This window comes from Myxococcus sp. CA039A, from assembly GCF_013336645.1.
Classification (GTDB): domain Bacteria; phylum Myxococcota; class Myxococcia; order Myxococcales; family Myxococcaceae; genus Myxococcus; species Myxococcus llanfairpwllgwyngyllgogerychwyrndrobwllllantysiliogogogochensis.
On sequence record NZ_JABUMQ010000156.1, the window covers coordinates 1 to 25084 of the forward strand.

20 protein-coding genes are annotated in these 25084 nt (G+C 68.4%); 10 read left to right on the forward strand and 10 right to left on the reverse strand.

What is annotated here, in order from left to right; all coding sequences use genetic code 11:
* Nucleotides 1-256: 256 nt before the first annotated feature.
* Nucleotides 257-784: a DinB family protein gene (locus HR086_RS24925; protein WP_174459126.1), complete on the reverse strand. Its 528-nt coding sequence runs from the start codon at nt 782-784 to the stop codon at nt 257-259.
* A 174-nt stretch (nt 785-958) separates the two neighbouring features.
* Between HR086_RS24925 and HR086_RS24930 the strand changes: the two genes are divergently transcribed.
* Together HR086_RS24930 and HR086_RS24935 are read left to right on the forward strand one after the other, a co-directional pair.
* A complete protein-coding gene (locus HR086_RS24930) occupies nt 959-3397 on the forward strand; it encodes a helicase-related protein (protein WP_174459127.1) in 2439 nt (812 codons plus the stop codon).
* A gap of 204 nt (nt 3398-3601) precedes the next feature.
* The gene (locus HR086_RS24935; protein ID WP_174459128.1) at nt 3602-4135 is read left to right on the forward strand and encodes a hypothetical protein; all 534 of its coding nucleotides are present in this window, start codon (nt 3602-3604) and stop codon (nt 4133-4135) included.
* A 60-nt stretch (nt 4136-4195) separates the two neighbouring features.
* Here HR086_RS24935 and HR086_RS24940 read toward each other — a convergent pair whose 3' ends face one another.
* Complete coding sequence (locus HR086_RS24940; RefSeq protein WP_174466840.1) at nt 4196-5158, reverse strand: TIGR03885 family FMN-dependent LLM class oxidoreductase; 963 nt, start codon at nt 5156-5158, stop codon at nt 4196-4198.
* A gap of 133 nt (nt 5159-5291) precedes the next feature.
* Here HR086_RS24940 and HR086_RS24945 point away from each other — a divergent pair, with 133 nt between their 5' ends.
* Together HR086_RS24945 and HR086_RS24950 are read left to right on the forward strand one after the other, a co-directional pair.
* A complete protein-coding gene (locus HR086_RS24945) occupies nt 5292-6941 on the forward strand; it encodes an alpha-amylase family protein (protein ID WP_174466841.1) in 1650 nt (549 codons plus the stop codon).
* 51 nt (nt 6942-6992) lie between these two features.
* A complete protein-coding gene (locus HR086_RS24950; protein WP_174459131.1) occupies nt 6993-7673 on the forward strand; it encodes a lysoplasmalogenase in 681 nt (226 codons plus the stop codon).
* Between the two features lie 39 nt (nt 7674-7712).
* Here HR086_RS24950 and HR086_RS24955 read toward each other — a convergent pair whose 3' ends face one another.
* The 3 genes from HR086_RS24955 to HR086_RS24965 form a co-directional block, all read right to left on the reverse strand.
* Entirely contained in the window at nt 7713-9281 is a 1569-nt protein-coding gene (locus HR086_RS24955) for a leucyl aminopeptidase (RefSeq protein WP_254626464.1), read from the reverse strand.
* Between the two features lie 138 nt (nt 9282-9419).
* Nucleotides 9420-10406 (reverse strand): glutaminase A, encoded by a 987-nt coding sequence (glsA, locus tag HR086_RS24960; RefSeq protein ID WP_174466842.1) that lies wholly within the window; start codon nt 10404-10406, stop codon nt 9420-9422.
* Nucleotides 10407-10535: 129 nt separating this feature from the next.
* Entirely contained in the window at nt 10536-11939 is a 1404-nt protein-coding gene (locus tag HR086_RS24965) for a hypothetical protein (RefSeq protein WP_141646457.1), read from the reverse strand.
* Nucleotides 11940-12245: 306 nt separating this feature from the next.
* Here HR086_RS24965 and HR086_RS24970 point away from each other — a divergent pair, with 306 nt between their 5' ends.
* Both HR086_RS24970 and HR086_RS24975 read left to right on the forward strand, forming a co-directional pair.
* Nucleotides 12246-13160, forward strand: a complete 915-nt coding sequence (locus HR086_RS24970; protein ID WP_174466843.1) for a hypothetical protein — start codon at nt 12246-12248, stop codon at nt 13158-13160.
* 118 nt (nt 13161-13278) lie between these two features.
* On the forward strand, nt 13279-14352 hold the full coding sequence (locus tag HR086_RS24975; protein ID WP_141646455.1) for a type IV pilus twitching motility protein PilT: 1074 nt from the start codon (nt 13279-13281) through the stop codon (nt 14350-14352).
* A 51-nt stretch (nt 14353-14403) separates the two neighbouring features.
* Here the strand turns inward: HR086_RS24975 and HR086_RS24980 are convergent, their stop codons facing one another.
* Together HR086_RS24980 and HR086_RS24985 are read right to left on the reverse strand one after the other, a co-directional pair.
* Nucleotides 14404-14991, reverse strand: coding sequence for a hypothetical protein (locus tag HR086_RS24980; RefSeq protein ID WP_174466844.1), 588 nt, complete (start codon nt 14989-14991; stop codon nt 14404-14406).
* A 110-nt stretch (nt 14992-15101) separates the two neighbouring features.
* Nucleotides 15102-16718, reverse strand: a complete 1617-nt coding sequence (locus HR086_RS24985) for an NADP-dependent glyceraldehyde-3-phosphate dehydrogenase (protein ID WP_174459135.1) — start codon at nt 16716-16718, stop codon at nt 15102-15104.
* 95 nt (nt 16719-16813) lie between these two features.
* On the opposite strand from HR086_RS24985, the gene HR086_RS24990 reads away from it, so the two are divergent.
* The 3 genes from HR086_RS24990 (at nt 16814) to HR086_RS25000 (ending at nt 20214) form a co-directional block, all read left to right on the forward strand.
* Nucleotides 16814-17005: a hypothetical protein gene (locus HR086_RS24990; protein WP_174463268.1), complete on the forward strand. Its 192-nt coding sequence runs from the start codon at nt 16814-16816 to the stop codon at nt 17003-17005.
* Between the two features lie 264 nt (nt 17006-17269).
* Nucleotides 17270-19333, forward strand: a complete 2064-nt coding sequence (locus HR086_RS24995; protein WP_254624201.1) for an ATP-binding protein — start codon at nt 17270-17272, stop codon at nt 19331-19333.
* On the forward strand, nt 19330-20214 hold the full coding sequence (locus tag HR086_RS25000; RefSeq protein ID WP_217441940.1) for a hypothetical protein: 885 nt from the start codon (nt 19330-19332) through the stop codon (nt 20212-20214). The genes HR086_RS24995 and HR086_RS25000 overlap by 4 nt, the downstream gene beginning before the upstream one ends.
* A 70-nt stretch (nt 20215-20284) precedes the next feature.
* On the opposite strand, the gene HR086_RS25005 is transcribed toward HR086_RS25000, so the two are convergent.
* Nucleotides 20285-22159 (reverse strand): EGF domain-containing protein, encoded by a 1875-nt coding sequence (locus HR086_RS25005; protein ID WP_174463320.1) that lies wholly within the window; start codon nt 22157-22159, stop codon nt 20285-20287.
* 253 nt (nt 22160-22412) lie between these two features.
* Nucleotides 22413-23240, reverse strand: coding sequence for a PPK2 family polyphosphate kinase (locus tag HR086_RS25010; protein ID WP_141646447.1), 828 nt, complete (start codon nt 23238-23240; stop codon nt 22413-22415).
* A 269-nt stretch (nt 23241-23509) separates the two neighbouring features.
* On the opposite strand from HR086_RS25010, the gene HR086_RS25015 reads away from it, so the two are divergent.
* A complete protein-coding gene (locus tag HR086_RS25015; protein WP_141646446.1) occupies nt 23510-24097 on the forward strand; it encodes a 2OG-Fe(II) oxygenase in 588 nt (195 codons plus the stop codon).
* Nucleotides 24098-24185: 88 nt separating this feature from the next.
* Here the strand turns inward: HR086_RS25015 and HR086_RS25020 are convergent.
* The coding region (locus HR086_RS25020) for a fibro-slime domain-containing protein (RefSeq protein ID WP_174466846.1) at nt 24186-25084 on the reverse strand (899 nt) is incomplete at its 5' end.

The following is a 25084-nucleotide window of genomic DNA, read 5'->3' on the forward strand; positions in this document are numbered from 1 at the left end:
GGGAGAACGTGAAGCGCTACGCGAAGTCGAAGGCGGTGACGGAGTACGTGGAGCTCAAGGGCCGCTCGCACTACACCGTGGCGCAGCCGGGCTGGGAGGCCGTCGCGGACCTCGCCCTCAACTGGGCTACCGAGCACGCCACCGTCCGGAGCTGAGCATGGCGCGGCCCCCAGCGCCCCGGTCCTCGCCGAGCAGAGGGCCGGGACGCGAGAGCGGCCCGCCAGGATGAAGGCAGCAATGACAGACGGTGGCCTGGCTAGGACGCCTTGGAAACCGCCAGGACGAACCGCGCGTAGCCGAGTTCCGCCGCGTTCTTCATCAATTCGAGCGAGGCCCAGGCCACGATGTCTCCGAAGGGCTTGCCCTGCAGCGGCCAGCGCGTGCGCTCCGTCGAGCGCAGGTCTTCGTCGCCGAGTCGTTCGATGTGGGCCCGCCATTCTCCGTGCAGTCGATGGACCCACTCGCGCACGCCGTCGGCGGTGCCGGGCCAGTACACGGCCTCTTTGGTCAGGGTCGCATCCGCGAACGAGTGGTTGAGCACCATGGCCCACCAGAAGCCCAGATGCCATGTCAGCCAGGCGACGCTCGCGGGCCCCAAGTCATAGCCCTCGTGTTCGGGCCAGTCCGCGCGCCAGTGTCCGTCCGCGCCTTGTTGAACGTGAAGGCCCACCCGGCCCGGGCGGCGCAGGCACTCCTCCGTGGTCAATCCCTCGAGATGGTACTGGGTGAGCGCCCAGGCGATGTCGAGCTGCCCGAGGAGGGTGTCTCTGACGGGATGGGTCATGGGCCCCACGCTAGAGGGCACCCCCAGGCGCCGTCCATGGCGCGTGGCGCGCGTCAAGTCACCCACGTTCCGGGACGTCACGTGCCCCTGCTCGTGGAGCCGAGCGCCCAGCCATGCCCGCGAGGACCGCGCGGCCTGCGGCGCAGGGCCCCTCCCGCGGTTAGACTGCCGCCAATGAACTCCAGTCCATCCAGCCGCTCGGCCATCGTCGTGGCGGAGCTGGGGCCGACGAACACTGGAAAGACCCACCGGGCCATCGAGCGCATGCTCGAGCACGACACGGGGATGATGGGGTTGCCGCTTCGCCTGCTCGCCCGCGAGGTCTACGACCGGGTGACCGCCCGGGTGGGCGAGGGGCGGGTGGCCCTGATGACAGGGGAGGAGAAGCGGCTGCCTCCGCGCCCCGACTACTGGATTTGCACCGTCGAGGCGATGCCTCTGGACCGCACGGTCGACTTCCTCGCGGTGGACGAAATCCAGCTCGCCGCCCACCGTGAGCGCGGGCACGTCTTCACGGACCGTCTGCTGCATGCGCGAGGGCGCAAGGAGACCTGGTTCCTGGGCGCGGACACGATGCGGCCGATGCTCCAGTCGCTCATCCCCCACGCCTCGGTGAAGCGCGCCACGCGCCTGTCCCAGCTGCGCTACTCCGGGCGGCGCTCCCTGAAGAGCCTGCCTCCGCGCTCGGCCGTGGTCGCCTTCTCCGCGGACCGGGTGTACGAGCTGGCCGAGTCGCTTCGGCGCCTGCGCGGCGGGGTCGCCGTGGTGCTGGGCGCGCTGTCGCCCCGGACGCGCAATGCCCAGGTGGCGATGTATCAGTCCGGCGAAGTGCAGTACCTGGTGGCCACCGATGCCATCGGCATGGGGTTGAACCTGGACCTCAACCACGTGGCCTTCGCGGCGCTGTCCAAGTACGACGGTGCCGAGCAGCGAGACCTCTTCTCGGATGAGCTGGCGCAGATCGCCGGCCGCGCGGGCCGTCACCTCAATGACGGCAGCTTCGGCACCCTGAACACGCTGTCCGAGCTGTCCCCCCGGGTGGTCTCTTCCATCGAGTCACACCAGTTCCCCGCCGTGCGCAGCCTCATCTGGCGCAACGCCGAGCTGGACTTCGCGAGCCCGGAGGCGCTGCTGGACTCGTTGACCCGGGCACCCCGCCACAACGCCTTCATCCGGGTGGAGCGCGCGGATGACTTCGATGCGCTGAAGGACCTCTCCCAGGTCCCCGCCGTCCGGGACCTGGTGACGGACCGCGCGGGCGTCGAGCTCTTGTGGCAGGTCTGCCAGATTCCCGACTTCCGCAAGGGCCTCTTCGGCCAGCACGTCGGGCTGCTGCGGGAGACGTTCCTCCAACTCGCCGAGGGCGATGGGACGTTGGACGCGACGTGGCTCGGCAAGCAGGTGTCACCGCTCGACGACGTCTCGGGGGACCTCCACACGTTGATGGACCGGCTCGCCGCCATCCGCATCTGGACGTACATCAGTCATCGCTCGTCATGGTTGCATGACGCCGAGCAGTGGCAGGAGCGCACGCGCCACATCGAGGATGCGCTGGGGGATGCCCTGCATGAGCGACTCGTCGAGCGCTTCGTGCAGCGGGCCGCGCGCAGGAGCGCACGGCGCTTCGTGAGGGCCACGGCGCCTGTCGCTGGGAGCGGCTCCGACAGTCCCTTCGCCAAGCTGGGGCTCCTCCTGGGCGAGGTGGCGGGGGCGGATGGGCCGGCGCTGACGGAGGAGCAGTTCGTCCAGCGCGTCGTCGATGCGACGCATGAGGCCTTCGAGGTGGATGCGCTGGGAAGCATCTCGTTCGAGGGGCAGCCGCTGGCGCGACTGGTGCGCGGCACGGACCGGCGCTCGCCGCAGCTGGCCCTGGCGGAGCCGGAGGTCTGGACGGGGGGCGCGCGGCGGCGGCTCGAGCGGCGGCTGAACGCCCTGGCGAGGGACCTGGTCACCGAGGCGATGGGAGGTTTTCCCGCCGAGTCCCTCACTGGCGCGGGGCGCTCCGCGGTGACGCGGGGACTCTCCTACCGCCTGGCGGAAGGGGTGGGAGTGATTACCCAGGGCGAGGCCCGGGAGCAGTGGGGGCTGATGGACGAGGAGTCGCGAGAGCGCTTGAGGACGCTGGGCGTTCGCGAGGGGCGACGCTACTTCTACGTGGCCAACGCCCTGTCGCCTCCGGCGATGGAGCGGCGCTGCATGCTGACGGCGCTGTTTCTCCAGAAGCCCGCACCCAAGGGGGTGCCGAGTGAAGTTTCGCTCGAGGCGTCTGTGTTTGGCGCGCGGGAGGCGCGAGCCTTCGGATACGAGGTGCTGGGCTCCGCGGCGTTGCGAATCGATGTCGTCGAGCGGCTCGCCGATGCGCTGCGTCACCCGAACGGCGCGCAGCAGGCGCAGGCGCTCATGCAGGAGCTGCGGCTGGAGGCCGGCGCGCGCGCGGTGGTGCTCCGGGAATTGGGGGGCCCGTCGGGGAGCGCCGCGATGAAGCGCCGCCGCCGTCGCCGCCGAGGGACCCAGAACTCCCCCGCAGTGCAGCAGGCTGCGGGCTCGCATCCCTCCTCCCGGGAGAGCGGCACGGGTGCGCGGGGAGCCCGGGGCGGACCCAAGCCGGAGTGAGGACTGGCGACGGGTGCTGTCCATTGAGGCTGTTGGATTGAATTGAGCTGGGATTGCGGGACCTGTCCTCGGACGAACGTACGATGCCCGTGTTGAGTCGTGCGGGTGGCGCTTGGGGGATGGGTTGAATCATCGCAATCACTTCCCGCAAATACATATCGCTCGCATAAGCCAGACAAGTTCACCCGCGAGCGAGGGAGTCCCATGTCCAGCCAGCTCAGTCGTCGTGCGCAGTCAATCCCTTGCTTCCTTGTTCTCACGCTCGGAGTCGTCCTCTTCGCCAGTCCAGCGAGCGCGCAGCTCGTGGCCCTGGAGTGCCCTGGCACCATCGCGGCGACGTACAATCCAGGCATCAAGCTCGAAGCCCAGGCCATCTCCGCGACGGCGATGGGAAGCTTCGGGCCCTGCGTCGGTGTGCCGCTGACCTTGCCCTCCGGTACCTTCACCGCCACTGGCGGCGGCACCTTGAGCTGTGTGACGGGAGATTCAACCTTCGATGCGGTCATCAACTGGAATGACAACTCCACGAGCAACGCGTCCGTCACCGCCACCATCGACGTACGCCCCGGGGGCGCGGTCGTCGTCTATACGGGGACCCTGAGCAGTGGGAAGTTCAACGGCGCGACCATTGTCATCACCGTGGCCCTCCTCACGACGGACCTCGACAACTGTCTCACCGCGCAAGGCGTGACGTTCACCAGTGGCGCGGGCACCATCACCTTCGCCAAGGTCCTGTGACGGCTCGCCCCGGCACGGGTCCAAGCCCGTGCCGGGGCGGCATGCGCCCGAGGTGAGGGGTTAGCGGAGCGCTGGCAGCACCCGCGCGGCGAAGGCGTCGATGAACGGCTCCTGCCAGCGATTGACGTTGTGCAGGTACAGGCGACTGAATCCGAGCGCCACGTCCTGGGAGAGCCAGTCCACGTGGCGCTGGAGGCTGGAGGACACGCGCACGTGGCCCTCCAAATCCCTGGGCTGCACCGTGCGCGCAAGCTCCTCGAACTGGGAGGGGCGGCGCAGGTCCGTGAGCACGGAGCTGGCGAAGATGTTCGGAGCCCACTGCTCCATGGCGCCCTGGAGCGCGGCCTGCTCGTCCTCGGCCCACGACAGCTGCACCTTGAGGAACATGGGCTTGCCCTCGCCGCCTCCGCGACGAAAGGCCTCCACCATCTTCCGCAGCTCCTCGGGAGGCCTGCTCACGGTGATGAGGCCATCCGCCCAGCTCCCCACCCACTCCGCCGTCTGGGGAGTGATGGCCGCGCCCACCAGCAGGGGCGCCTGGGCCGGGCGTGAGTAGAGCTTCGCCTCCTCCACCCGGACGAGTCCTCGGTGCGTCACCGTCTCCCCCCGGAAGAGGGCGCGCATCACCTCCACGCAATCCCGCAGCCGCGCGTTGCGCACATCCTTCGGCGGCCAGGGCTCCCCCGTCACGCCTTCGTTGACGAGCTGCCCGCTGCCCAGTGCCGCCCAGGCGCGTCCTGGGAACATCTCCGCGAGCGTCCCCAGTGCCTGCGCGATGATGGCGGGGTGGTAGCGCTGTCCCGGTGCGTTCACCACGCCCAGGCTCGTCAGCTTCGTGGTGGCCAGGGCCGCGCCCATCCAGCTCCAGGCGAAGCCGCTGTGTCCTTGTGTCTCGCTCCAAGGGTGGAAGTGGTCGGAGTTGAGCGCCGCCGTGAAGCCCGCCGCGTTCGCGCGCTGTACCAGCCGGAGCAGTTCGCTGGGAGGAAACTGCTCGTGGGAGGCGTGGTAGCCGAGCGTGAGCATGCGCGCGCACGGTGGTGTCGCCTTCTTGGTTTCGCGAGTCCACCTGATGACCAAGTGTGCGCTGTCGCACGCATGTGTCACGTCGTGGCGGCGCCTCTGCCTCGGCGTCCCCACCCTGCACGCAGGGAGACGGATGATTCAGGACCTCTGGTACAAGAACGCGGTCATCTACTGCCTGGACGTCGAGACGTTCATGGACGGAAACGGCGACGGCGTGGGCGACTTCATCGGCCTCCAGCGTCGCCTGGACTATCTGGCCGGCCTGGGTGTCACCTGTCTGTGGTTGATGCCCTTCCACCCGACGCCCAACCGCGACAACGGCTACGACATCACCGACCATTACGGCGTGGACCCCCGGCTGGGGACCCCCGGTGACTTCGTAGAGTTCACGCACCAGGCGAAGCAGCGCGGGATGCGCGTCATCATCGACTTGGTCGTCAACCACACCAGCGACAGGCACCCGTGGTTCCTGGACGCGTGCAAGGGCCGCGACAGCCGCTTCCATGACTTCTACGTGTGGTCCGACAAGAAGCCCCGCGACGCGCACGAGGGCATGGTCTTCCCTGGCTCGCAGAGCACCACCTGGACCCATGTCCCCGCGGTGAAGCGCTGGTACTTCCATCGCTTCTTTCCCTTCCAGCCGGAGCTCAACGTCGCCAACCCCGCCGTGCGCGAGGAGCTGCTCAAGGTGATGGGCTTCTGGCTGGAGCTGGGCGTGTCCGGCTTCCGGGTGGACGCGGTTCCCTTCCTCGTGGAGCTCAAGGGGACGAAGGACCACGGGAACAAGGACCCGTACGCGCTGCTCAGCCGGATGAGGGAGTTCCTCTCGTGGCGCAGCGGGGATGCCATCCTCCTGGCGGAAGCCAACGTCACCATGGACGAGGTGATGAATTTCTACGGCAAGGAGGGGGACCGGATGCAGATGGTCTTCAACTTCGCCGCCAACCAGAACTTCTTCCTCTCGCTGGTGACGGAGGACGCGACGCCGCTGGTGGAGGCGCTGCGCTCCGCGCCCCGGCTACCCCAGCTGGCGCAGTGGGCGAACTTCCTGCGCAACCATGACGAGCTGGACCTGGGGCGGCTGCCAGCCGCGGCGCGCAAGCGCGTCTTCGCGGAGCTGGGCCCGGAGCCGAGGATGCAGCTGTATGGGCGGGGACTGCGCAGGCGGCTTTCCCCCATGCTCGCGGCGGACCGTCGCCGGCTGGAGCTGTCGTTCAGCCTGATGCTCTCGCTGCCGGGCACTCCGGTGCTCTGGTACGGGGACGAGCTGGGCATGGGCGAGGACCTGTCCCTGCACGAGCGGCAGAGCGTGCGAACGCCCATGCAGTGGTCCAACGAGCCCCATGGAGGCTTCACCCGGGCGCCGGAGCCCTTCCGCCCGGTGGTGGCCAACGCTCCCTTTGGCTTTCCCCAGGTGAATGTCGAGCAGCAGCGCAGGGACCCGTCCTCGCTGCTCAACTGGATGGAGCGCATGGTGCGCATGCGCAAGGAGTGCCCGGAGCTGGGCTGGGGCGCGTGGAAGCTCCTGCGTGTGAAGCCTCCGCACGTGCTCGCGCTGCGCTACGACTGGAAGGGCGAGACGCTGGTGATGCTGCACAACCTGTCTGGCAAGGCATGCGAGGTGGGCTTCTCGCCCGGCGGGCCTCCGGCTCGGCTGGTGCACCTCCTGTCGGAGGCGCACTCCGCGCCGGGCAAGGCAGGGCGACATCGGGTGACGCTGGAGGGGTACGGCTACCGGTGGTTCCGGATGGAGCCCCGCGCCGTGCCCGCCGCCACGGCTTGAGCGCTCGCGGCGCGTACCTGCCTCGGGCGGCGGCGCGCTAGGCTGCCACCCATGCTGACGGGTGGTGGGTCGAGGATTCTCGCGGGAGTCGGAGTCGTGGGCGCGGTGGGCTTCCTCCTCGCGATGGACACGGGGCGCCCCGAGGTCCGGCTGATGACGAAGGCGGTGCCCATGCTCTGCCTGCTCCTGTGGCAGTGGCCACCCCGGGAGCGTTATGCCCGCTGGGTCTTCGCGGGGCTTGCGCTGTCGCTGCTCGGCGACGTGTTGCTGGACCTGGGGCCGGAGTTCTTCCTGCCCGGCCTGGGCGCCTTCCTGTTGGCCCACGTGAGCTACACCGCCGCGTACCTCACCGTGACGCGCGGGCTCCAGTGGATGAGGGCGCTGCCCTTCCTGCTCCTGGCCGTGAGCGCCAGCGTGTTCCTGTGGCCCGGCCTGGGGGACATGGCGCTCCCCGTGACAGTCTATGTCGCCGTCATCTGCACGATGACCTGGCGCGCGGCGGCGATGCTGGGCACGCCCGGCCTGTCACGCCTGGAGCAGCGGGCCGCGTTCGCCGGCGCGCTGTTGTTCGCCGTCAGTGACGGACTGCTCGCGATCAGGCTCTTCGTGCAGCCCGTGCCCGGTGCTGGATACGCCATCATGTTGCTGTACTGGGCCGCGCAGCTCAGCATCGCGGTCTCCGCTCGCGGGCCGCGCGCCCACCCCGCGAGCGCCGGGCACTCCCTGGCTTGAGGGGGCCCGCGCGGTGGCGGGCGCCCCTCGCCGCACCTGTCAGTGGCGGGTTTCCTTGGGCGCGCTGAACGAGCGCAGGAACTCGATGAGCAGCCGCGCGCCGTAGCCCGTGGCCCCCTTGGAGCGCCACGCCTTGTCGCTGTCGATTCGCGAGGTCCCCGCCATGTCGATGTGCGCCCAGGGAATGCCGGCGACGAACTCCTCCAGGAACAGGCCCGCGGTGATTTGACCCGCGTTCACCCCGCCGATGTTCTTGAGGTCCGCGACCTCTGAATCGAGCTCCTGTCGCAGGCGCTTGTCGAGCGGGAACTGCCACACCGTCTCGTCGGACTTCTCGGCCGCGGCACGCACCTGGTCGACGATGCCCTGATGGTTGCCCATGACCCCGGCGTTGTCGTTGCCCAGGGCCCGCTCACAGGCTCCGGTGAGCGTGGCGATGTCGAGGATGGCGTCGGGGGCCGGCTTCTCCTCTGTTGCCAGGACCAGTCCGTCCATCATCACCAGCCGGCCCTCGGCGTCGGTGTTCAGGACCTCGATGGTCTTCCCGCCCCGGGCCGTCAGGACGTCGCCGAGCCGCATCGCCTTGCCTCCCGGCATGTTGTCCGTGCACATGAGATACCCGGTGACGGAGGCCTTGACGCCGAGCGCGGACAAGGTGGACATGGCGGCAAGGATGGCCGCCGCGCCGGACATGTCTGTCTTCATCGCGGCGTGGACCAGGTCGTTGGGCTTCAGGCCGAGTCCGCCCGAGTCATACATGATGCCCTTGCCAATCAACGACACGCGGCCGAGGGGCTCGAGGGCCTTGCCTCGCTCGTCTTTCGGCCGATACGAGAGCTTGATGAGGCGCGGAGGCTCCGCGCTCCCGGCATTCACCCCGAGCATGCCGCCGCAGCCCATCTTCGCGAGGGCCTTCTCGTCGAAGACCTCGATGTCCAGCCCCGACGCGGCCGCCACCACGCGGGCAATCTCCTCCACGCGGCGCGCGGTGAGGAGCGTGGCCGGCGCGTTGGCCAGGTCGCGGGCCAGCTCGGTGGCCCGGGCCGTGATTCGGCCACGCTCGACGCCGCGCTTCACCTCTTCGAGGGGTAGCGACGACGACAGGAGGGTGAGGGCCTCCAGGGGCGGCTCCTGCTGGGACGTGCGCTTGAGCGGGCGATAGCGATAGCGCGCCAGGAGGACTCCCTCGACGACCGCCTGCGCGGCGACGTCGGGCGCGATGCCGCCGAGGTCCGGCAGCGTGAAGCCGAGGTGGACGTAGTGGCCCGCCGCCCGTGCGAAGGCAGCCGCGGCATCGCGCAGGGACGCGAGGTCACTGTCTGCCTTTTCTCCGATGCCGACGACGACGAGCGCCGAACCCTCCGCGCGTGGAATGACGAGGGACTGGCCGACCTTGCCCGTAAAGCCAGCCGCCTTGAGCTGGGCCCGGTTGAGCCCCAGCTCACGGGGGACCTCCCCATCGACTCCGACGGGGATGCCCAGGACGCCCGCCTCTTTGGGCAGGGCCCGTGAGACCTGGAGCGTGGTGGCCTCGAGCTCATCCACGGAAGGCGCGGGATGGAAGTCAGACACTGCTTCCGCATGGTACGTTGGAAACGTCATCGTCATGGCTCTGTCCTCGGGCGCTGTGCCAGCGCGGCGCTGACTGTCGAACTCGCGAAAATGTAGTCACGCGATATCCGGCGCGGTCATGCCCGCTGCCGAAGACGAGCCCCTCGTCGACTGGCCGCCAGGGAGCGGCCGGCCTCAGGCGTCGGGGCTCGACCTGAACAGGCTCAACCCGAGCCGCTGCGACAGGAAGCGCGCGGCGAGCTGCCCCTGGACGCTGTTGCCCGCGGCGTCGAGCCGTGGGGCGAACGTGCCCAACCCACCCTTGCCCGGCGCGACGGTGACGATTCCGCCGCCAATGCCACTCTTGCCGGGAGTGCCCACGTCATAGAGCCAATCTCCCGAGGTCTCATACATCCCCGCCGTGGCCATCACCGCGAGCGCGTGGTGGCAGACCTCCGCGTCGACCACCCGGGTCCGGGTCACCGGGTTGACACCTCCGTCCGCCAGCGTGGCCCCCATCACCGCGAGGTCCCTGGCGGTCACCGCGAGCGAGCACTGACGCGTGTAGAGCTCCGTCGTGAGGGAGGGCTCTGTCTCCAGGCGGCCCAGGCCATGCAGCAGCCAGGCGAGCCCCTGGTTGCGGTGGTGTGTCTTCGTCGCGGAGACATACACCTCCTCGTCGAGCACGAGGGGCCTGCCGGCGAAGCGTGACAACCCCTCGTGGATGAACCGCCACCGGGCCTCGGGGCTGGTGCCCGGCACCAGGCTCGTCGTCGCGAGCGCTCCTGAGTTCACCATGGGGTTGGTGCGCCCGTCCGGGCTCTGGTCTATCGCCATGGCCGAGTTGAACGGCAGGCCGGTGGCATTGACCCCCAGCTTGCGCCGCGCCACCTCCGGGCCCAGCGCCTGGCAGACGAGGGCGAAGACGAACGGCTTGGACACGCTCATGAGGGTGAACGGGTGGTCCACGTCGCCCGCTCCGTGGCTGCTGCCGTTGATGCCGGCGATGCACACGCCGAAGAGGCGGGGGTCCACCCTCGCCAGCGCGGGGTAGACCTGGGAGCACGCTCCCTCCGTGTTCTCTCGATGGCGTCGGTGCGCCTCGATGACCAGCTCCCCGACTCGCTCCGAAGAGGGGAGGTGTCCGGTGGAGATGAAGGCCGCCTCGTCTGCCGTGTCCATGCGTGGCGGCCCTCCTGCTCGGAGTGGAGAGGCGAGGCGTTGCTCGCCTCGTCGGTCATCGGTCCCCTGGCGTTGGCTTCGCTGGAAGGGTTCGGTCGCGAGGGGTGGTTGTCAATGCCGCGGGCAGGCCTACTGCGCCTCGAGCATCAGGAAGCTGAAGTCCGCCGTCCCACTGCCGCTCGCCTTGGGGGCGTTGGAGTGGCAGCCCATGCAGGACGCGGTCGGCTGGATGAAGGTCTCCATCGTCGTGTTGGCGAGCACTGGCGGCGTTCCCTGGGGCGCTCCACCCGTGGCCCACTGGGTGCTGATGAGCTGGTAGTTGGCCCAGACGGAACCCTTGAGCAGCCCCCGGTAATACGCATTCAGGCTGGGGTCGGCCTGGATGGGCGTGGTGCGAGTCACCTGCACCGGCGCGTTGAGCGGCCCGCCGTCCGGAGCGAGCTCCGTGTACGGCTGGGTCGCCGTCTGCTGGTTGGGCTGGCAGTTCGTCGTGCAGTGCGGGTTGAAGAAGGACGACGTCGTGTTGTCCACCTGCTCGAAGGTGGACCAGAACCACTTCGCCTGGCTGGCCGTCTTGTGGATGATGTGCAGTCCCACCAGTCCCACGGTGACGGGGTTGGCTCCGGGACTCGGGGCGCCCGACTCGTCGTTGAGGACCCACGCCTTGCGCATGTAGAAGCGCTTTCCGGCGACCTCCTGCGCGGACAACACCTTCCACGCCGCCTTGACCTCCATGGCGCCCACCGGACCGCAGGGTTTGCCATTGCAGGGCCCGGGGTTCTGGGTGGGGCCGGTGGGGAAGGAGATGGTGGCGCTCGTCTGACCCGCCGCGTTCCAGAGGTTGTTGGTGATGAGGTAGTTGTACTCGTCCTGGTTCAGTCGCTTCTCGTAGCGCACGAACCGGCCGTTCTGGTCCGTCAGGGGTCCGCCGACGGCCTGCTTGATGTCGGGGAACCTCTCGATGACGATGGCGGACGCCTTGGAGTCACTCACGAGCAGCTTGTCCACGTTCGCGTTGACGGCCTCGAGTCGGCCGGCCTCGGTCAGCTTCGTCAGCCGCCGCAGCTTCGTCTCCAGGGCCGCCGGCGTGTTGAACGTGCACCAGGCGCCGGGCTTGCTCCCGGGTGGCACGAAGATGTCGGTGTCCTCCGGGTAGGTCTCCCAGACGGTCGGCCCCTGTCCCGTGAGGATGCTGACCTGGGTGTTGGGCGCGCACGCGGACGTCGTCGCCGGCCAGTTGAGCGCGATGAAGGTGTTCCACGAGTAGACGTCCACGTCGGACTGGAACTCGCCGAAGCGAGGGCACGCGTCCACTGGCACCACCGACTGCGCGGGGGTGATGGCCGTGGCGCACGTGGAGCCGGGACAGGTGGGGTCCGGGTTGCACCCCGGCGGGAGTGCCTGGGCGGACGGAGTGTCCGTCGAGCCCACCGGAGAGGATGAGGGCGACGTGGTGGCACAGGCGACGATGACGGCTCCGGCGAGGACCCCGCCCACCGTCAGCTGACGCAGGAGAGTGTGAGAGACGCTCATGGACGACCCAGGGGTAAGAGGGGACGACTGCGACGCTGCCCGTGCAAGGCGAGGGCCCCTGTCCAGGAGTGGCTGCAACCTCCCGGAAAGAGGAACGAGCCCCACCGGGCCCGCATCCACCCGCGTCGTGTGCGGACGCTGGTGCGTTGGTGCATCACGCAGCCAGGCGCGCCAGGGTGCCCGTGGGAAGCACCCCGCGCCAGCCAGGGGGAGGGGAGGGGTGCTCGATTCAAGACACCGTGAGGGTGTGTGGGTTCAGCGCGGTGGGGCTTTCGCGCGGCGGGGTGGGCCCTTGATGATGTGGCCATGCCCCGCCGCCCCGCGCTTCCCGTCGTGCTGCTGCTCTCGCTGTCGTCCGCCTTCCTGCTGGGCGCGGCGCCTCCCGCCGCGACGGGGGCGGCGAGCTCCGCTCCGGTGACGCTCCGGTGGAAGGTGCCGCAGGAGTCGTTGGGCTACGCGTACACGACGGAGGACACGGACCCCCAGGGCGGCCGGATGCGCGTGGACCTCTCCAGCCTCAAGTCGCAGGGCGTCTCAGTGGGCAAGCGTCGGCAGCTCTTCACGATTCAGCAGCCCACGCAGGCCGAGATGGTACTGGTGCTCACGCCGAAGCCCTCGGGCGACGTGGCCGCCAAGGTGGTGGTGACGCGGATGGACATGCCCAAGGCCAGGCGCCCGTCGAAGCAGGACCAGGCGATGGCGAAGGCGATGAAGTCCATGGAGGGCACGGTGCAGTTGCGTGGGAGCCTGACGCCCTCGGGGTTGGTGACCAGCGACCTCAAGCGAGAGCAGCGCAACCTGCTGGCGTTCATGGTGGAGCTGCCGACGAAGCCGGTCTCCGTGGGGGAGGTGTGGACCCACAGCGCGGACCTCCTGAAGATGGGCGGCCGGTGGCAGGGCGAGCATGAAGTCCTCAACCGCGTGGAGCTGGTGGCGCTGGAGCGCGAGGCGGAGGGGCGCACGGTGGCCGTCATCGACTTCACGCTCGCGGAGCGGCACGACGGCAAGTTCGAGCACTCCGACCCGTCGAAGTCGATGCCTGGGATGATGGAGATGTCCTACGTGGCGCGAGGCGAGTTCCTCGTCGAGGAAGGCCGCTGGAGGCGCATCGCCGGTCAGATGTCCACGCTCTCCAAGGGCCTGATGACAGGCAACACCGCGCAGCGGTTCGTCATGGTGCCGCTCGCGCCCATTCCCGCCGAAGTCCTCGCCGCCGAGTGACACGTGGGGGCCGGGGTTCTCTCAACCCAGGGGCTGCGAGGTCATTACCCACTCCGTGGGCAGGTGAGAGGCGTTGCCCTAGAATCCCGGGTTCTCCTCGTTGAAGTGAGGCTGTCTCCTGGACCTGGCAACGCTGAACAAGCTGCTCTCGGTGGGTGTGCAGAATGGCGCATCGGACATCCATTTCCGCCCGGGTGACCCGCCCATCTACCGGGTGAACGGCGCATTGCGCCCCCTGAAGATGGACAAGCTCCAGGCGGACCACACCAAGCAGGTGGCGTTCCACGTCATCACGGACCCCTCCATCAAGAAGCAGCTGGACACGCTTCAGGAGTGCGACGCGTCGTACAGCCTGCCGGGCGTCGCGCGCTTCCGGGTGAACATCTACCGTCAGCGGGGCTCGCTGGCGTGCATCCTGCGCATCATCCCGGATGAAATCCCTACCATCGACGGGCTGGGTCTGCCGCAGGTGCTCAAGACGATTGCGAGCAACGAGCGAGGGTTGGTGTTGGTGACGGGCGCGACGGGCTCCGGGAAGAGTTCCACGTTGGCGTCCATGATTGACCACATCAATCGCACGGAGAACCTGCACGTCCTCACCATCGAGGACCCCATCGAGTTCATCTACAAGAACATCAAGTCGTCCATCTCCCAGCGCGAGATTGGCTCGGACACGACGAGCTTCGCGGTGGCGCTGAGAGGGGCGCTGCGCCAGGACCCGGATGTCATCCTGGTGGGAGAGATGCGCGACACGGAGACCATCGACATCGCGCTCAAGGCGGCGGAGACGGGCCACCTGGTGCTCTCCACGGTGCACACGACGGATGCCTCGCGCACCATCAACCGATTGGTGTCCGTGTTCCCCGCGGAAGAGCAGACGATGGTGCGCATGCGACTGGCGGACTGTCTGAAGGCGACGGTGTCCCAGCGGCTCCTGCCCCGGGCCAGCGGAAAGGGGCGCACGGTGGCGCTGGAAATCATGGTGCAGACGAAGACGGTGGAGCAGTACATCCGGGATGACCGCGCCAACGAGCTGAAGGACGTCATCGAGAAGGGCCGCGACATGTTCGGCATGCAGTCCTTCGACCAGCACCTGACACAGCTCTACCGCGAGGGGCTCATCACCCTGGAGACCGCCCAGGGCGCCGCCTCCAACCCGGCTGACTTCCAGCGCGCGCTCGAGTTCGATTGAGCCCTGGGCACGGCCCGTCCCGTCCGAGCCGTCCGTTTCCGCTCGAGAGGGTCAGAGAGTGCAGTTCTGGTTGCCGGTCAGGGACTCGTTCGTCGCGCTGATACAGGAGCACGGACGACTCCCACGGCACTTGAACGAGTTGGACGCCTCGCACAGGTCGCTCACGCGCTTCCAGCGCCTGATGGACTGGTCGACATCGTCATACCGGGTGAAGAGCTCATCCCCACGGACCGCGAAGGTGAAGACGTCCTGGTTGGACTCCAGCGAGCTCTCGCCCGAGGTGTCGCAGGAGGTGGCCCTCGTCATCACCAGCTTTCCGTCCGCCACCTTCCAGGTCCCCAGCGTGTTGTCCCAGACCTGCTCCATGTGGATGAAGGAGCTTCCCTTGATGAGCATGGCTTCGGTGGACCGAGCACCGAGGCCCTGCTCGAGGCGATAGAGGCCGTCCGGAAGGGTGCCTCCGGTGAGCGCCGGCGCGTTCGTCACCTCGGTGTCGTCCACGCTCATGTTCGAGCACCAGCTCATGGCATGGCACTGGAGCGCGCCCCCCTCCTCTTCCTTTTCATGGGAGTCGCCACATGCCGTGGCGAGGAGGGACAGCGAGAGGGACAGTGACAGGGCACGCAGCATCTTCTTCATCGGGTCCTCCTGCATCACGTCGGTGGGGAACCAACCCCCGACAGGAGGAGACAGGCCGGAGCCCGCTGTTGCGGAAAATCGACGGGCCCCTTCTCGCCGTGGGTGGCTCGTCAGAAGAGGAAGTCCGTGGTGAGGAAGTCCGACTCCCGCCGGGTCAGGATGGATTGGACGAGCGTGGTGTTGGCGGGCGTCGTCTTCGTGGCGACGAGCGTGCGGATGGAGAACACGCGCAACGCATCCGCGACGGACAGCGTGCCCTCGGCGGAGTCCTTCCTCCCGTTGAAGGGGAAGGTGTCCGGGCCTCGCTGGCACTGGCAGTTGAGGTTGATGCGGCCGACCTGGTTGGAGAACGCGTCGATGAAGCGGCCGATGCGCGCCGAGTCCTTTCCGAACAGGCTCAGCTGCTGGCCGAACTGGGAGTTCACCACCAGCCGCACCACCTCCTCGTCCTCGTCGAACACCATCACCGGGACGACGGGGCCGAACTGCTCCTCGCTCGCCAGCCGCATGTCCTGCGTCACCGGGTACACCACCGTCGGCGCGTAGAAGGAATGGGCCGCCTGGCCTCCCGTCGCGTTCACCACGCGCGCACCCTTGGACACCGCGTCGTCCACGAGGCCCTGGAGGTAGTCCGCCTTGCCCGGCTCGGGCAGGGGCGTGACGGAGACGCCCGGCTCCCACGGCATGCCGGGCTTGAGCTGGTCCACCGCGGCGGTGAACTTCTTCAGGAAGGCATCGACGATGCTCCGGTGCACCACGAGCAGCTTGAGCGCCGTGCACCGCTGGCCGTTGAAGGACAACGTCCCGGTGATGCACTCCTTCACCGCCTCATCCAGGTTCGCGTCCTCCAGGATGATGGCCGGGTTCTTCGCGTCCAGCCCCAGCACGGACTTCAGGCGGTGGGGCCGGGGATGCATCTTCTTCAACTCACTGGCGCCCCGGTTGGTGCCGATGAAGGCGAAGAGGTCCACCTGGCCGCTCTCCATCAGCGCGCCCACCGTCTCGCGGCCCTTGCCGTAGATGATGTTGATGACGCCCGGCGGGAAGCAGTCGCGGAACGACTCCAGCAGGGGGCGGATGAGCAGCACACCGAACTTCGCCGGCTTGAACACCACCGTGTTGCCCATCAGCAGGGCGGGGAAGAGCGTGCTGAACGTCTCGTTGAGCGGGTAGTTGTAGGGCCCCATGCACAGCGCCACGCCCATGGGGGCCCGGCGAATCTGCGCCATGATTCCCTGCTCCTGCACGAAGCGGGACGAGGTGCGGTCCAGCTCCTTCAGCGCGCGGATGGTCTCCACGATGAGGTCGATGGTGCGGTCGAACTCCTTCTCGGAGTCCGGCTGCGTCTTGCCAATCTCCCACATCAGGAGATTCACCACTGCCGTGCGCTGGGCACGCATCGCCACCACGAAGCGCTCGACGGCTTCGATGCGCTCGGCGACCTTCATCGTCGGCCAGACCCCCCGGCCCAGGTCATACGCCTTCACGGCCGCCGCGAGCGCCTCCAGCGACTCGCGAGAGGTGAGCAGTGGCGTGGCGCCCATCACCTTCTGCTTCAGGCCCTCGGGCGTCTTCACGTAGACGGGGCTGCGCACGGGGCTGAGGTCTCCCGCCCATGTCCGAAGCTCGCCGCCGACCAGGTACTCGCGCTGCTCGAGATAGGCGGGGAGCCGCACACCCGGGGGAATCTGCTCGTCGGTCGGAAAGAGGTCAGCCAGTGCCGTCATGGGGGCCCTTTTTAACGGACCCCTCGCGGACTGGCACGCCTTCCAGCGTCCCTAGAAGGAGGTCTGGAGGCCCCCCTCGCCGCCGGACATCCAGTGTGGCGCAGTGGAACGAGCCGCCGAAGGAGTTGAAGCTCCGGACGTCGCAGAGCAGTGGTTTGAAGCCCCACTTCTCCGACGCGGGGACCGTGGAGCGGCGCAGCGGGCTGTCGTGCTGCCCGTACCTCATGGGCGGCCGGCTCCGGGGGCTGGAGGCCTGGGTGGCGCACTTCATCCGGAGCGAGGGCTGAGCACGGGCGCGTGCCTTGGGGAATCGAGCGAGGCGACGACCTCCGGAAGGTGGGGGCAGGCGACCGGGGGCTGGCGGATTGCCTGGCCTGGGGGCTTCACGGTCGGCTGACCGCATGAGCCCCCGGGGCTCCCGTGCGTAGATCTGGAGCGAGTCCCGCTTCCCCCTGGAAGGGACACGGGGGCGATGGGGTTCGTGAGGGAGGGCGCGCGAGGGGGTCCGTGAGGACGCGCCGCGCAGTCGTTTCAGGAAGGAGCCGCGCGTGATGCACGAGGGGGATGCCTCCGCCGCTCGGGTGGGGGACTTGCTGGCCGGTTGGGAGAGTGAGCTGAGGGCTCGCTACGTACGCCGGGTGGAGCGGGAGCGCGGTCCCCGGGGCCTCGCCGAAAGCAGGCTGGTGGAGATGCTCCCCGTGCTCCTGGAAGCCCTCACCCGGGCGCTCTGGGAAGCGCGCGTTCCTCCGTCTCCCGCCATGCTCCATGCCCTGCGCGTCGGGCAGGCGGAGCGCTGGCAGGAACGCCCGGACGCGGACGTGGGCCTGCTGGCGCGAGAGTACGGCCTGTTCCACGACTGCCTGCTGGAGTTGCTCGAGGAGGTCGGGGCGCGCGCGTCCCTTCGTGAGCTGCGAATCGTGGAGGCGGTGCTGGCGGAGGCGACCGCGGACGCGGTGAGTCGCCACTCGGCGAACTCCCACATGCATGATGACGGTGCCTGGCTCCAGGCCATCATCGACCACGCCCCGCCCGTCATCTTCGCGAAGGACGCACAGGGGCGCTTCGTCCTCGTCAACCGGAGCTTCGAGGAGGCGCTGGGGATACCGCGCTCGCGCATCCTCGGGAGGACGGACTACGGCCTGTTCCCCTTCGATGTGGCGCACAGCAACCGTGAGCACGACGCGCGGGTGCGCGACACGCACGCGCCCCTGATGGCGGACGAGTACATCCCCGGCGTGAAGGGCGTGCGCACCTGGTTCGCCATGAAGTTCCCGCTGCCCGGCGGGGCGCGACCGGACGGCCCCTTCGTCTGCGGCATCTCCACGGACATCACCGACATCCGCCGCACGAACGCGGCCCGGGACTTCCTGCTGGAGGCGGGGAGGGTGCTGTCAGCCTCGCTGGAGCTGGAGGCGACCCTCCGGAGCCTCGCGGGCCTGGTGGTGGCGCACCTGTCCGACTACTGCACGGTGGACCTGCTGGATGGGGAAGGGAAGCTCGTCCGGCTGGAGGCCGCCGCGAGGGAGCCTTCGCGCCAGGAGCTCATCCGCCGCATCATGCCCTACGCTCCCCGCGTGGACGTGGACACGCCGCTGAGCCAGGCGCTGGCTCGAGCCGAGGCCCTCGCCGTGCCCCAGGTGACGCCGGACTGGTTGGAGTCCGTGTCCACCAACGCGGCGCACCGCGCGCTGCTGGAGGCCCTGTCGCCCCGGTCCTCCGCGCTGGTGCCGCTGGTGTCTCGCGGGCGCGCCCTGGGGCTCATCCACCTGGTGTGGACGCGTCCGCATGCGCCCGCGGAGATGGAGGCGCTGGTGGAATTGGCGCGAGGCGCGGCCGACCGCGCGGCGGTGGCCATCGAGAACGCGCGGCTGTACCGGGAGGCGCGCGAGGCGGTGCGGGTCCGCGAGGACGTGGTGGCCATCGTGAGCCACGACCTGCGCAATCCCCTCAACGCCATCCACCTGACGGCCACCGCGCTGCTCCGGCGCGCCGGGCTGTCCGAGGAAGGGGTGAAGGGAATCGGACGCATCCGCGATGCGACGCAGCGGGCCACGCGCATGATTCGCGACCTGCTGGACTTCACCCAGGCGCGCGTGGGCGAGCGCATTCCCATCCGGCCGCGTCCCATGGATCTGCATGGACTGATACGGCAGGCCGTGGATGAGCTGTTGCTCGCGCATCCCCAGCGGCACGTCCACGTGGAACTGCACGGAGACGGGCGGCTGGACGCGGACGAGGACCGGCTGGCGCAGGTGGTGACCAACCTGGTGGGCAACGCGCTCCAGCACAGCGAGCCGGGCTCGCTCGTGCGGGTGGTGCTCCGGCAGGAAGAGGAAGGCGTGTGCCTGGAGGTCCACAACGCGGGCGCTCCCATTCCTCCGGACCTGTTGCCCACCCTCTTCGAGCCGTACCGGCGAGGCCCCGAGGCACGCACGAATAAAGGCAGCATCGGCTTGGGGCTCTACATCTCCCGGCAGATTGTCCTGGGGCATGGTGGGCGCATCGACGTGGACTCCGCCGAGGAGGGCACCCGCTTCAGGGTGTGGCTGCCTCGCCCGGTCGAACCTGGGCTTCGCCCGGAGAGGTGGGGTATTCATCCGTCAGGTACCCCATGAAAAACCCCATCATCGCGACACGAGAACTCGGCCGAGGCGCCGCACGGTTTCATGACCTCGTCTACATCGTCAGCAAGGGCAAGACGCTGCTCAGGGACGAAATCGCGCATACCAGCGTGGTGAGCGTCGACGGTGGGGACTGGGCCGACGGCGTGGACACGACCTGGAATTCGACGGCCATTGCGGTGGCGCGACAGCCCTCCGAGAAGATGGTCGTGGTGGGGGAGGATGGAGAGGTCGTCACCTACGTCGGTGGGAAGAGCAAGAACGAGGCGCTGAAGCCCGCGCCGGTGATGATTCGCAACGCGCGCGAAATCGCGGGGTGGGTCTACGCCTGTGGGATGAAGCGACAGGTCTACAAGCGCATCGGCGAGGCGAAGTGGGTGGCGATGAACGCGCCTGCCGCGGAGGCCACGGAGAAGGCGGGCTTCGAGGCCATCGACGGCACCTCGGAGACCGACCTCTATGCCGCGGGCTGGGGCGGAGAGGTGTGGCGCTACGACGGGAAGAGCTGGTCGCCCTGCGAGAGCCCCACGCGCGTCATCCTCAGCGCCGTCTGCTGCGCGCCGGATGGCACCGTCTATGTGGCGGGGCAGCAGGGCGTGCTGCTCAAGGGGCGCGGAAGCGCCTTCGCCGTGGTCCCCTGGGCGGAGGAAGTGACGAGTGACTTGTGGGACCTGTGCTGGTTCCGCGGCAAGCTCTACGTCGCCACCCTGTCCGCGCTGTACACGCTGGAGGGCGACAGGCTCGTCGAGGTCGACTTCGGCGAGGCGGGAACGCCTACGTGCTACGGGCTGGCGACCGCGGAGGACGTGCTGTGGTCGATTGGCCGCGACGACGTGGCCTCGTTCGACGGCACCACGTGGAAGCGCTACGAGTGACGCATCGCCGCGCCCGTGGCGCGCGGGGAAGACAGCTCCCCGCGCGTCAGGGACTCATCGGCTCAGGCCATCAAGGGTAGGAGATGGACTCGACGAAGGACGGGTGGCCTGGATGGCACGCGGCCTCCACGTCGGCACCGACGATGGTGCCGCGCAGGATGCGGCTCGGCTGGCCCGGCCGCTTCACCGTGAGGGTGTAGGGCAGCGGGCTGTCGTCGCCATGCGTCGTCTCGAAGCTCGTGGTCTTCAGACAGACGTCATAGATGCCTCGCGCAGGCGCGGCCTCCTCCCCGCCCGGCGCCCGTGCCTGCTCGCCGGTGATGCCAGCCTCGTAGCTGACGAGCTCGCCGGAGGGCGTCCGGATGATGAGCTGGGTGTCCAGCGCCTGCTCCCACGTCGCGGTGAGCTGGAACGGCGTCACGCTGGTTCCGCAGACCCCGGACGTGCAGGTCCTCCCGCTGGCGCAGGTGTTGCCGCAGCAGCCGCAGTTCGCCTCGTCCGTGTTCGCGTCCACGCACCGCCCCGAGCATTTGACCTGCGGCGCCGGGCAGCTGCCGGGCACGCAGTCAAAGCCGCCGGTCTGATTCACGCACCGCTGGCCCGGGGTGCAGGTGTGCGTCCCGAGCGTGCACTCGTTGATGTCATTGCACGTGCGCCCGTTGCCCGAGTAACCCGCCTTGCACGTGCAGTTGTAGCTGCCCTGCGTGTTGCTGCAGGTGGCGTTGGCGGAGCACTGCGAGGTGCCGTTGGTGCACTCGTTGATGTCGTTGCACGTCCTGCCGTTGCCCGTGTAGCCGCCCTTGCACGCGCAGGTGTAGCTGCCTTGCGTGTTGGAGCAGGTGGCGTTGACGGAGCACTGCGAGGTGCCGTTGGTGCACTCGTTGACGTCCGTGCACGTCCTGCCATCGCCCGTGTACCCGCCCTTGCACGCGCAGGTATAGCTGCCCGGCGTGTTGCTGCACGTGGCGTTGGTGGAGCACTGCGAGGTGCCGTTGGTGCACTCGTTGACGTCCGTACACGTCCTGCCGTTGCCCGTGTACCCGCCCTTGCACGCGCAGGTGTAGCTGCCTGGCGTGTTGGTGCAGGTGGCGTTGGCGGAGCACTGCGAGGTGCCGTTGGTGCACTCGTTGATGTCGTTGCACGTCCTGCCGTTGCCCGTGTAGCCACCCTTGCACGTACAGGTGTAGCTGCCCGGCGTGTTGGTGCAGGTGGCGTTGGTGGAGCACTGAGAAGTGCCGTTGGTGCACTCATTGACGTCCGTGCAGACGCTGGGCTGGCCCGAACAGGCGTACCCCGGCTCCACCTGGCAGGTGGCGCTACAGCCGTCGCCCCCCGTGCGGGCGCCGTCGTCACAGCCCTCGCCCGTCACCACCCTGCCATCGCCGCACAGCGGTCCCGTCGCCTCCACCGCGTCCACCTGGTAGAGGGCGGCCAGCCCGCCCCGCAGCTTCACGAAGCGATAGGGCGTGGCATTCGTATAGGGGACCAGCGCCGTATAGGTGCCGAGCCCCAGCTCGATGAGCCGCACCTGTCCGGTGGTGATGACCGTCATGTCGGCGCGCAGGAACTCCACCTGCGCCACCACCGCCACCGTCAGGCCCCGGTAGTGGATGCGCAGCGGGCCAGTGCCTTCCTCGCCTTCGCCCATGTCCAGGTTGAGCGAGCCGCCCAGGGCCGCGAGGAAGCTCGCCACCGTCCCATTCGGCGCGCCTATTGCGTTGTTCGGGTTGAGGACGGCGACGACACCGCCCGGTGCCACCGCGTCCGCGTAAGGGTCTATCGCGAACTCGGACACCTTGTCCGTCGAGTCCTCTTCCTCCTGCTTCGCGGACTCGTCGTTGGCGGGGGCATCCCCCTCTGAATTGACACCACAGGCGCCGAGAACGGTGAACATCAACACCGTGCTCAGCGTGTGCCACAGCGTGGCCCTTCGATTGAACTCCATGTTTTGCTCCATTCCACTCAACAGACCGACAGCTCCCGAGGTCAGTCAGCCCTTCGGGAAACCGCCGGAATCCATGAAATGCATGGAGTTCAGTTCGCGCCTGGAGACCTTGCGCTTGTCTGGCGAAGCACGTGTGCCAATCGACAGGCGCCGCGTTGAGTATCGCGGCGGTGCGTCGAACGCGACATCAGGGGGGACCTGCAAGGCACGCGCGGGTGCCTGGGCTGCGGGGTGCGTTGCGGGCGAGCTTCCGCTACGGCTTCTTGCGCCAGGCCTTGAGCTCCGCCTTCTTCTTCGCGCCCACTTCATCCAGCCTGTCCTGCCAGCGCTTGCGGTAGGGCCGCAGGGCGGCGGCCACGGTGCGCGCGACGACGAGGTTGCGGTACCACTTGGAGTCGGCGGGGACGATGGTCCACGGGGCGTTCTTGGTCGACGTGCGCGCGAACACGTCCTGGTAGGCCTGGGTGTAGTCCGCCCAGTGCCGGCGGTCCTCCCAGTCCCCGGCGCTGATCTTCCAGGCCTTGCGCGGCTCCTTCTCGCGGTCCAGCAGGCGCTGCTCCTGTTCCTTCTTGCTGATGTGGAGGAAGAACTTCAGGACGATGGTGCCGTTCTCGGAGAGCATCTCCTCGAAGTCGCGGATGTGCTCGTAGCGCTTCGTCCAGAGAGATTTGGGCGCCAGGTCATGGACGCGCACGGCGAGCACATCCTCGTAGTGGGAGCGGTTGAAGATGGAGAACTCGCCCTGGCGGGGTGTATGGCGGTGGATGCGCCAGAGGAAGTCGTGCTCGCGCTCCTCGGTGCTGGGGACGGCGAAGGAGGCGACGCTGACGCCTCGGGGATTGAGGCTGCCCACCACGTGTTTGATGGTGCCGTCCTTGCCCGCCGTGTCGCGGCCCTGGAGGACGATGAGCACGGAGTTCAGGCGCGCGCCCCATTGCAGGTCCTGGAGGTCGAACAGCTCCTCGCCGAGCGCGTCGAACTCCGCCTTGGCATCGGCCTTGAGGGCCTTCTTCGGCGGAGTCGTGTCGATGCTCTCCAACCGCACCCTGGCTCCCTGTCTCGCGCTGGTGATGAGTTGCATGGCTTCCTTTCCATCCGTCCCGGGGGACTCGCGTGGGGGGCTGGCGTCGTCGCCCCAGCCGTCCCCTGGTATCGCCCGGAACGGGCTGGGGCTGAACCCTTCATGCCTCCGTCATGAAGACTCCGTGAAGATGTGAGCACAGTGGGCCGCGCACCTCGGAGGGGCCGCGGCGAGCCTGCTCCGTGCCTCCTCCGCGAGCCGCGTCTTCGCCGAGGCCGTGCCGGGGGAGGGGTGATTTACATTTCGAGGGGGCTGAATTATGGGGGCCCATGACGCCACTGCTCCCCGACCCCGATGGCGAGCTGGATGCTCGCAACCCGCTGGTCATCACCGTGGATGACCTGCTCACCGACGACGAGTGCCGGGCGCTGGTGGAGCGAATCGAGGAGGCGGGCCCGACGGCGGCGCCCATCACCACCTCCTCGGGCTTCGTGATGCGTCCCGACATCCGCAACAACACCCGCGTGATGTTCGACGACTACGAGCTGGCGGACCTGTTGTTCCAGCGCATCTCGCCGCACGTCCCGCGCCGGCTGGAGCGTCAGTGGGAGCTCTCTGGCACGAACGAGCGGCTTCGGTGCTACCGCTACGATGCGGGGCAGTACTTCGCCCCGCACTTCGACGGGGCCTTCGTTCGCGACCGTGACGAGCGAAGCCTGCTCACCTTCATGGTGTACCTGAACGACTGCACCCACGGTGGCGCGACGAACTTCCTCTCGCTCGACCGCTCCGTGACGCCGCGTACGGGCACCGCGCTGCTCTTCAACCACCACCTGCTTCACGAAGGGGCGGAGGTCACCGCGGGCCGCAAGTACGCGCTGCGGACGGACCTGATGTACCGGCGCATCCGCTCGTGAGCCGGCGCTGACCCGCGGTGCCTGGCCCTCCGCGCGAGGTGCCACGGGCTCCGGAGCAAGAGGTCCCCGGAGCCCGTTCCTTCAGGGCTCAGTGAATCTCGATTTTACAGGTGGCGCTGCAGCCGTCGTTGTTCTGGCCGTTGCCGTCGTCGCACTCCTCGCCGGAGGTGAATTGAACGACGTGGTCTCCGCAGCGAGGCCCCAGTACGCAGCCCGGCGCGCATTCGCCGTAGCCCCCATTGTTCGTGCCGTCGTCGCACTGCTCCCCTTCATCGACGATGAAGTTGCCGCAGAGCGCGCTGCACTCGGTGTGCCGGGTGGTGAAGTCGTGGAGGGTGAGTCGGTACGAGGACGCGGTGGTGTGGCGCTCCGCCTGGAACACCGCGACCTCGTAGATACCGCCTGGCGTGAGCCCGAGCCGCGTGGCCTGGTTCGACAGGCTGACGTTGCCACTCATCGCGCCGTGTACCCCGCCCATGTCGAGGGCGAGGATGCGATTGATGAACACCCAGACATCGTCATCGCCTCGGAAATCGAGGACCTCGGTGCCCTTGTATTCGAACCAATAGCGCGTCTCGCTGGTGAAGCTGAAGTTGCGCGGCCGGGCGGGGTTGCCGTTGTCGCCGCGCAAGGGCTCCTGCCCGGAGGCGACCCAGCCCAGGTTGTCCAGTGGGAAGAAGCTCTGATTGTCGAAGATGTACGAGCCATTCGGCTGCCGGTGGAGGATGAGCGTCCCGACCTCGGGCTTGTTGACGAACGCCGTGTCGCGGAACCACTGGGCGAAAGCCGCGGCTCCGTGCGTCGTGAGGGAGGACTGGCCCTCCTTCGCGTACGCGGGCTTGCCGTTCGCATCCAGGGTGTTCTTCACGATGCCGGTCTCCGCGCCGTTCTTGTTCTCGAAGTCGATGTGTCCCCTCGGCAGGGAACTGGAGGCCGGCAGGTCGTAGCCCCGGAAGTCGCGGTAGACGATGGGGAGGGCCACCTGGG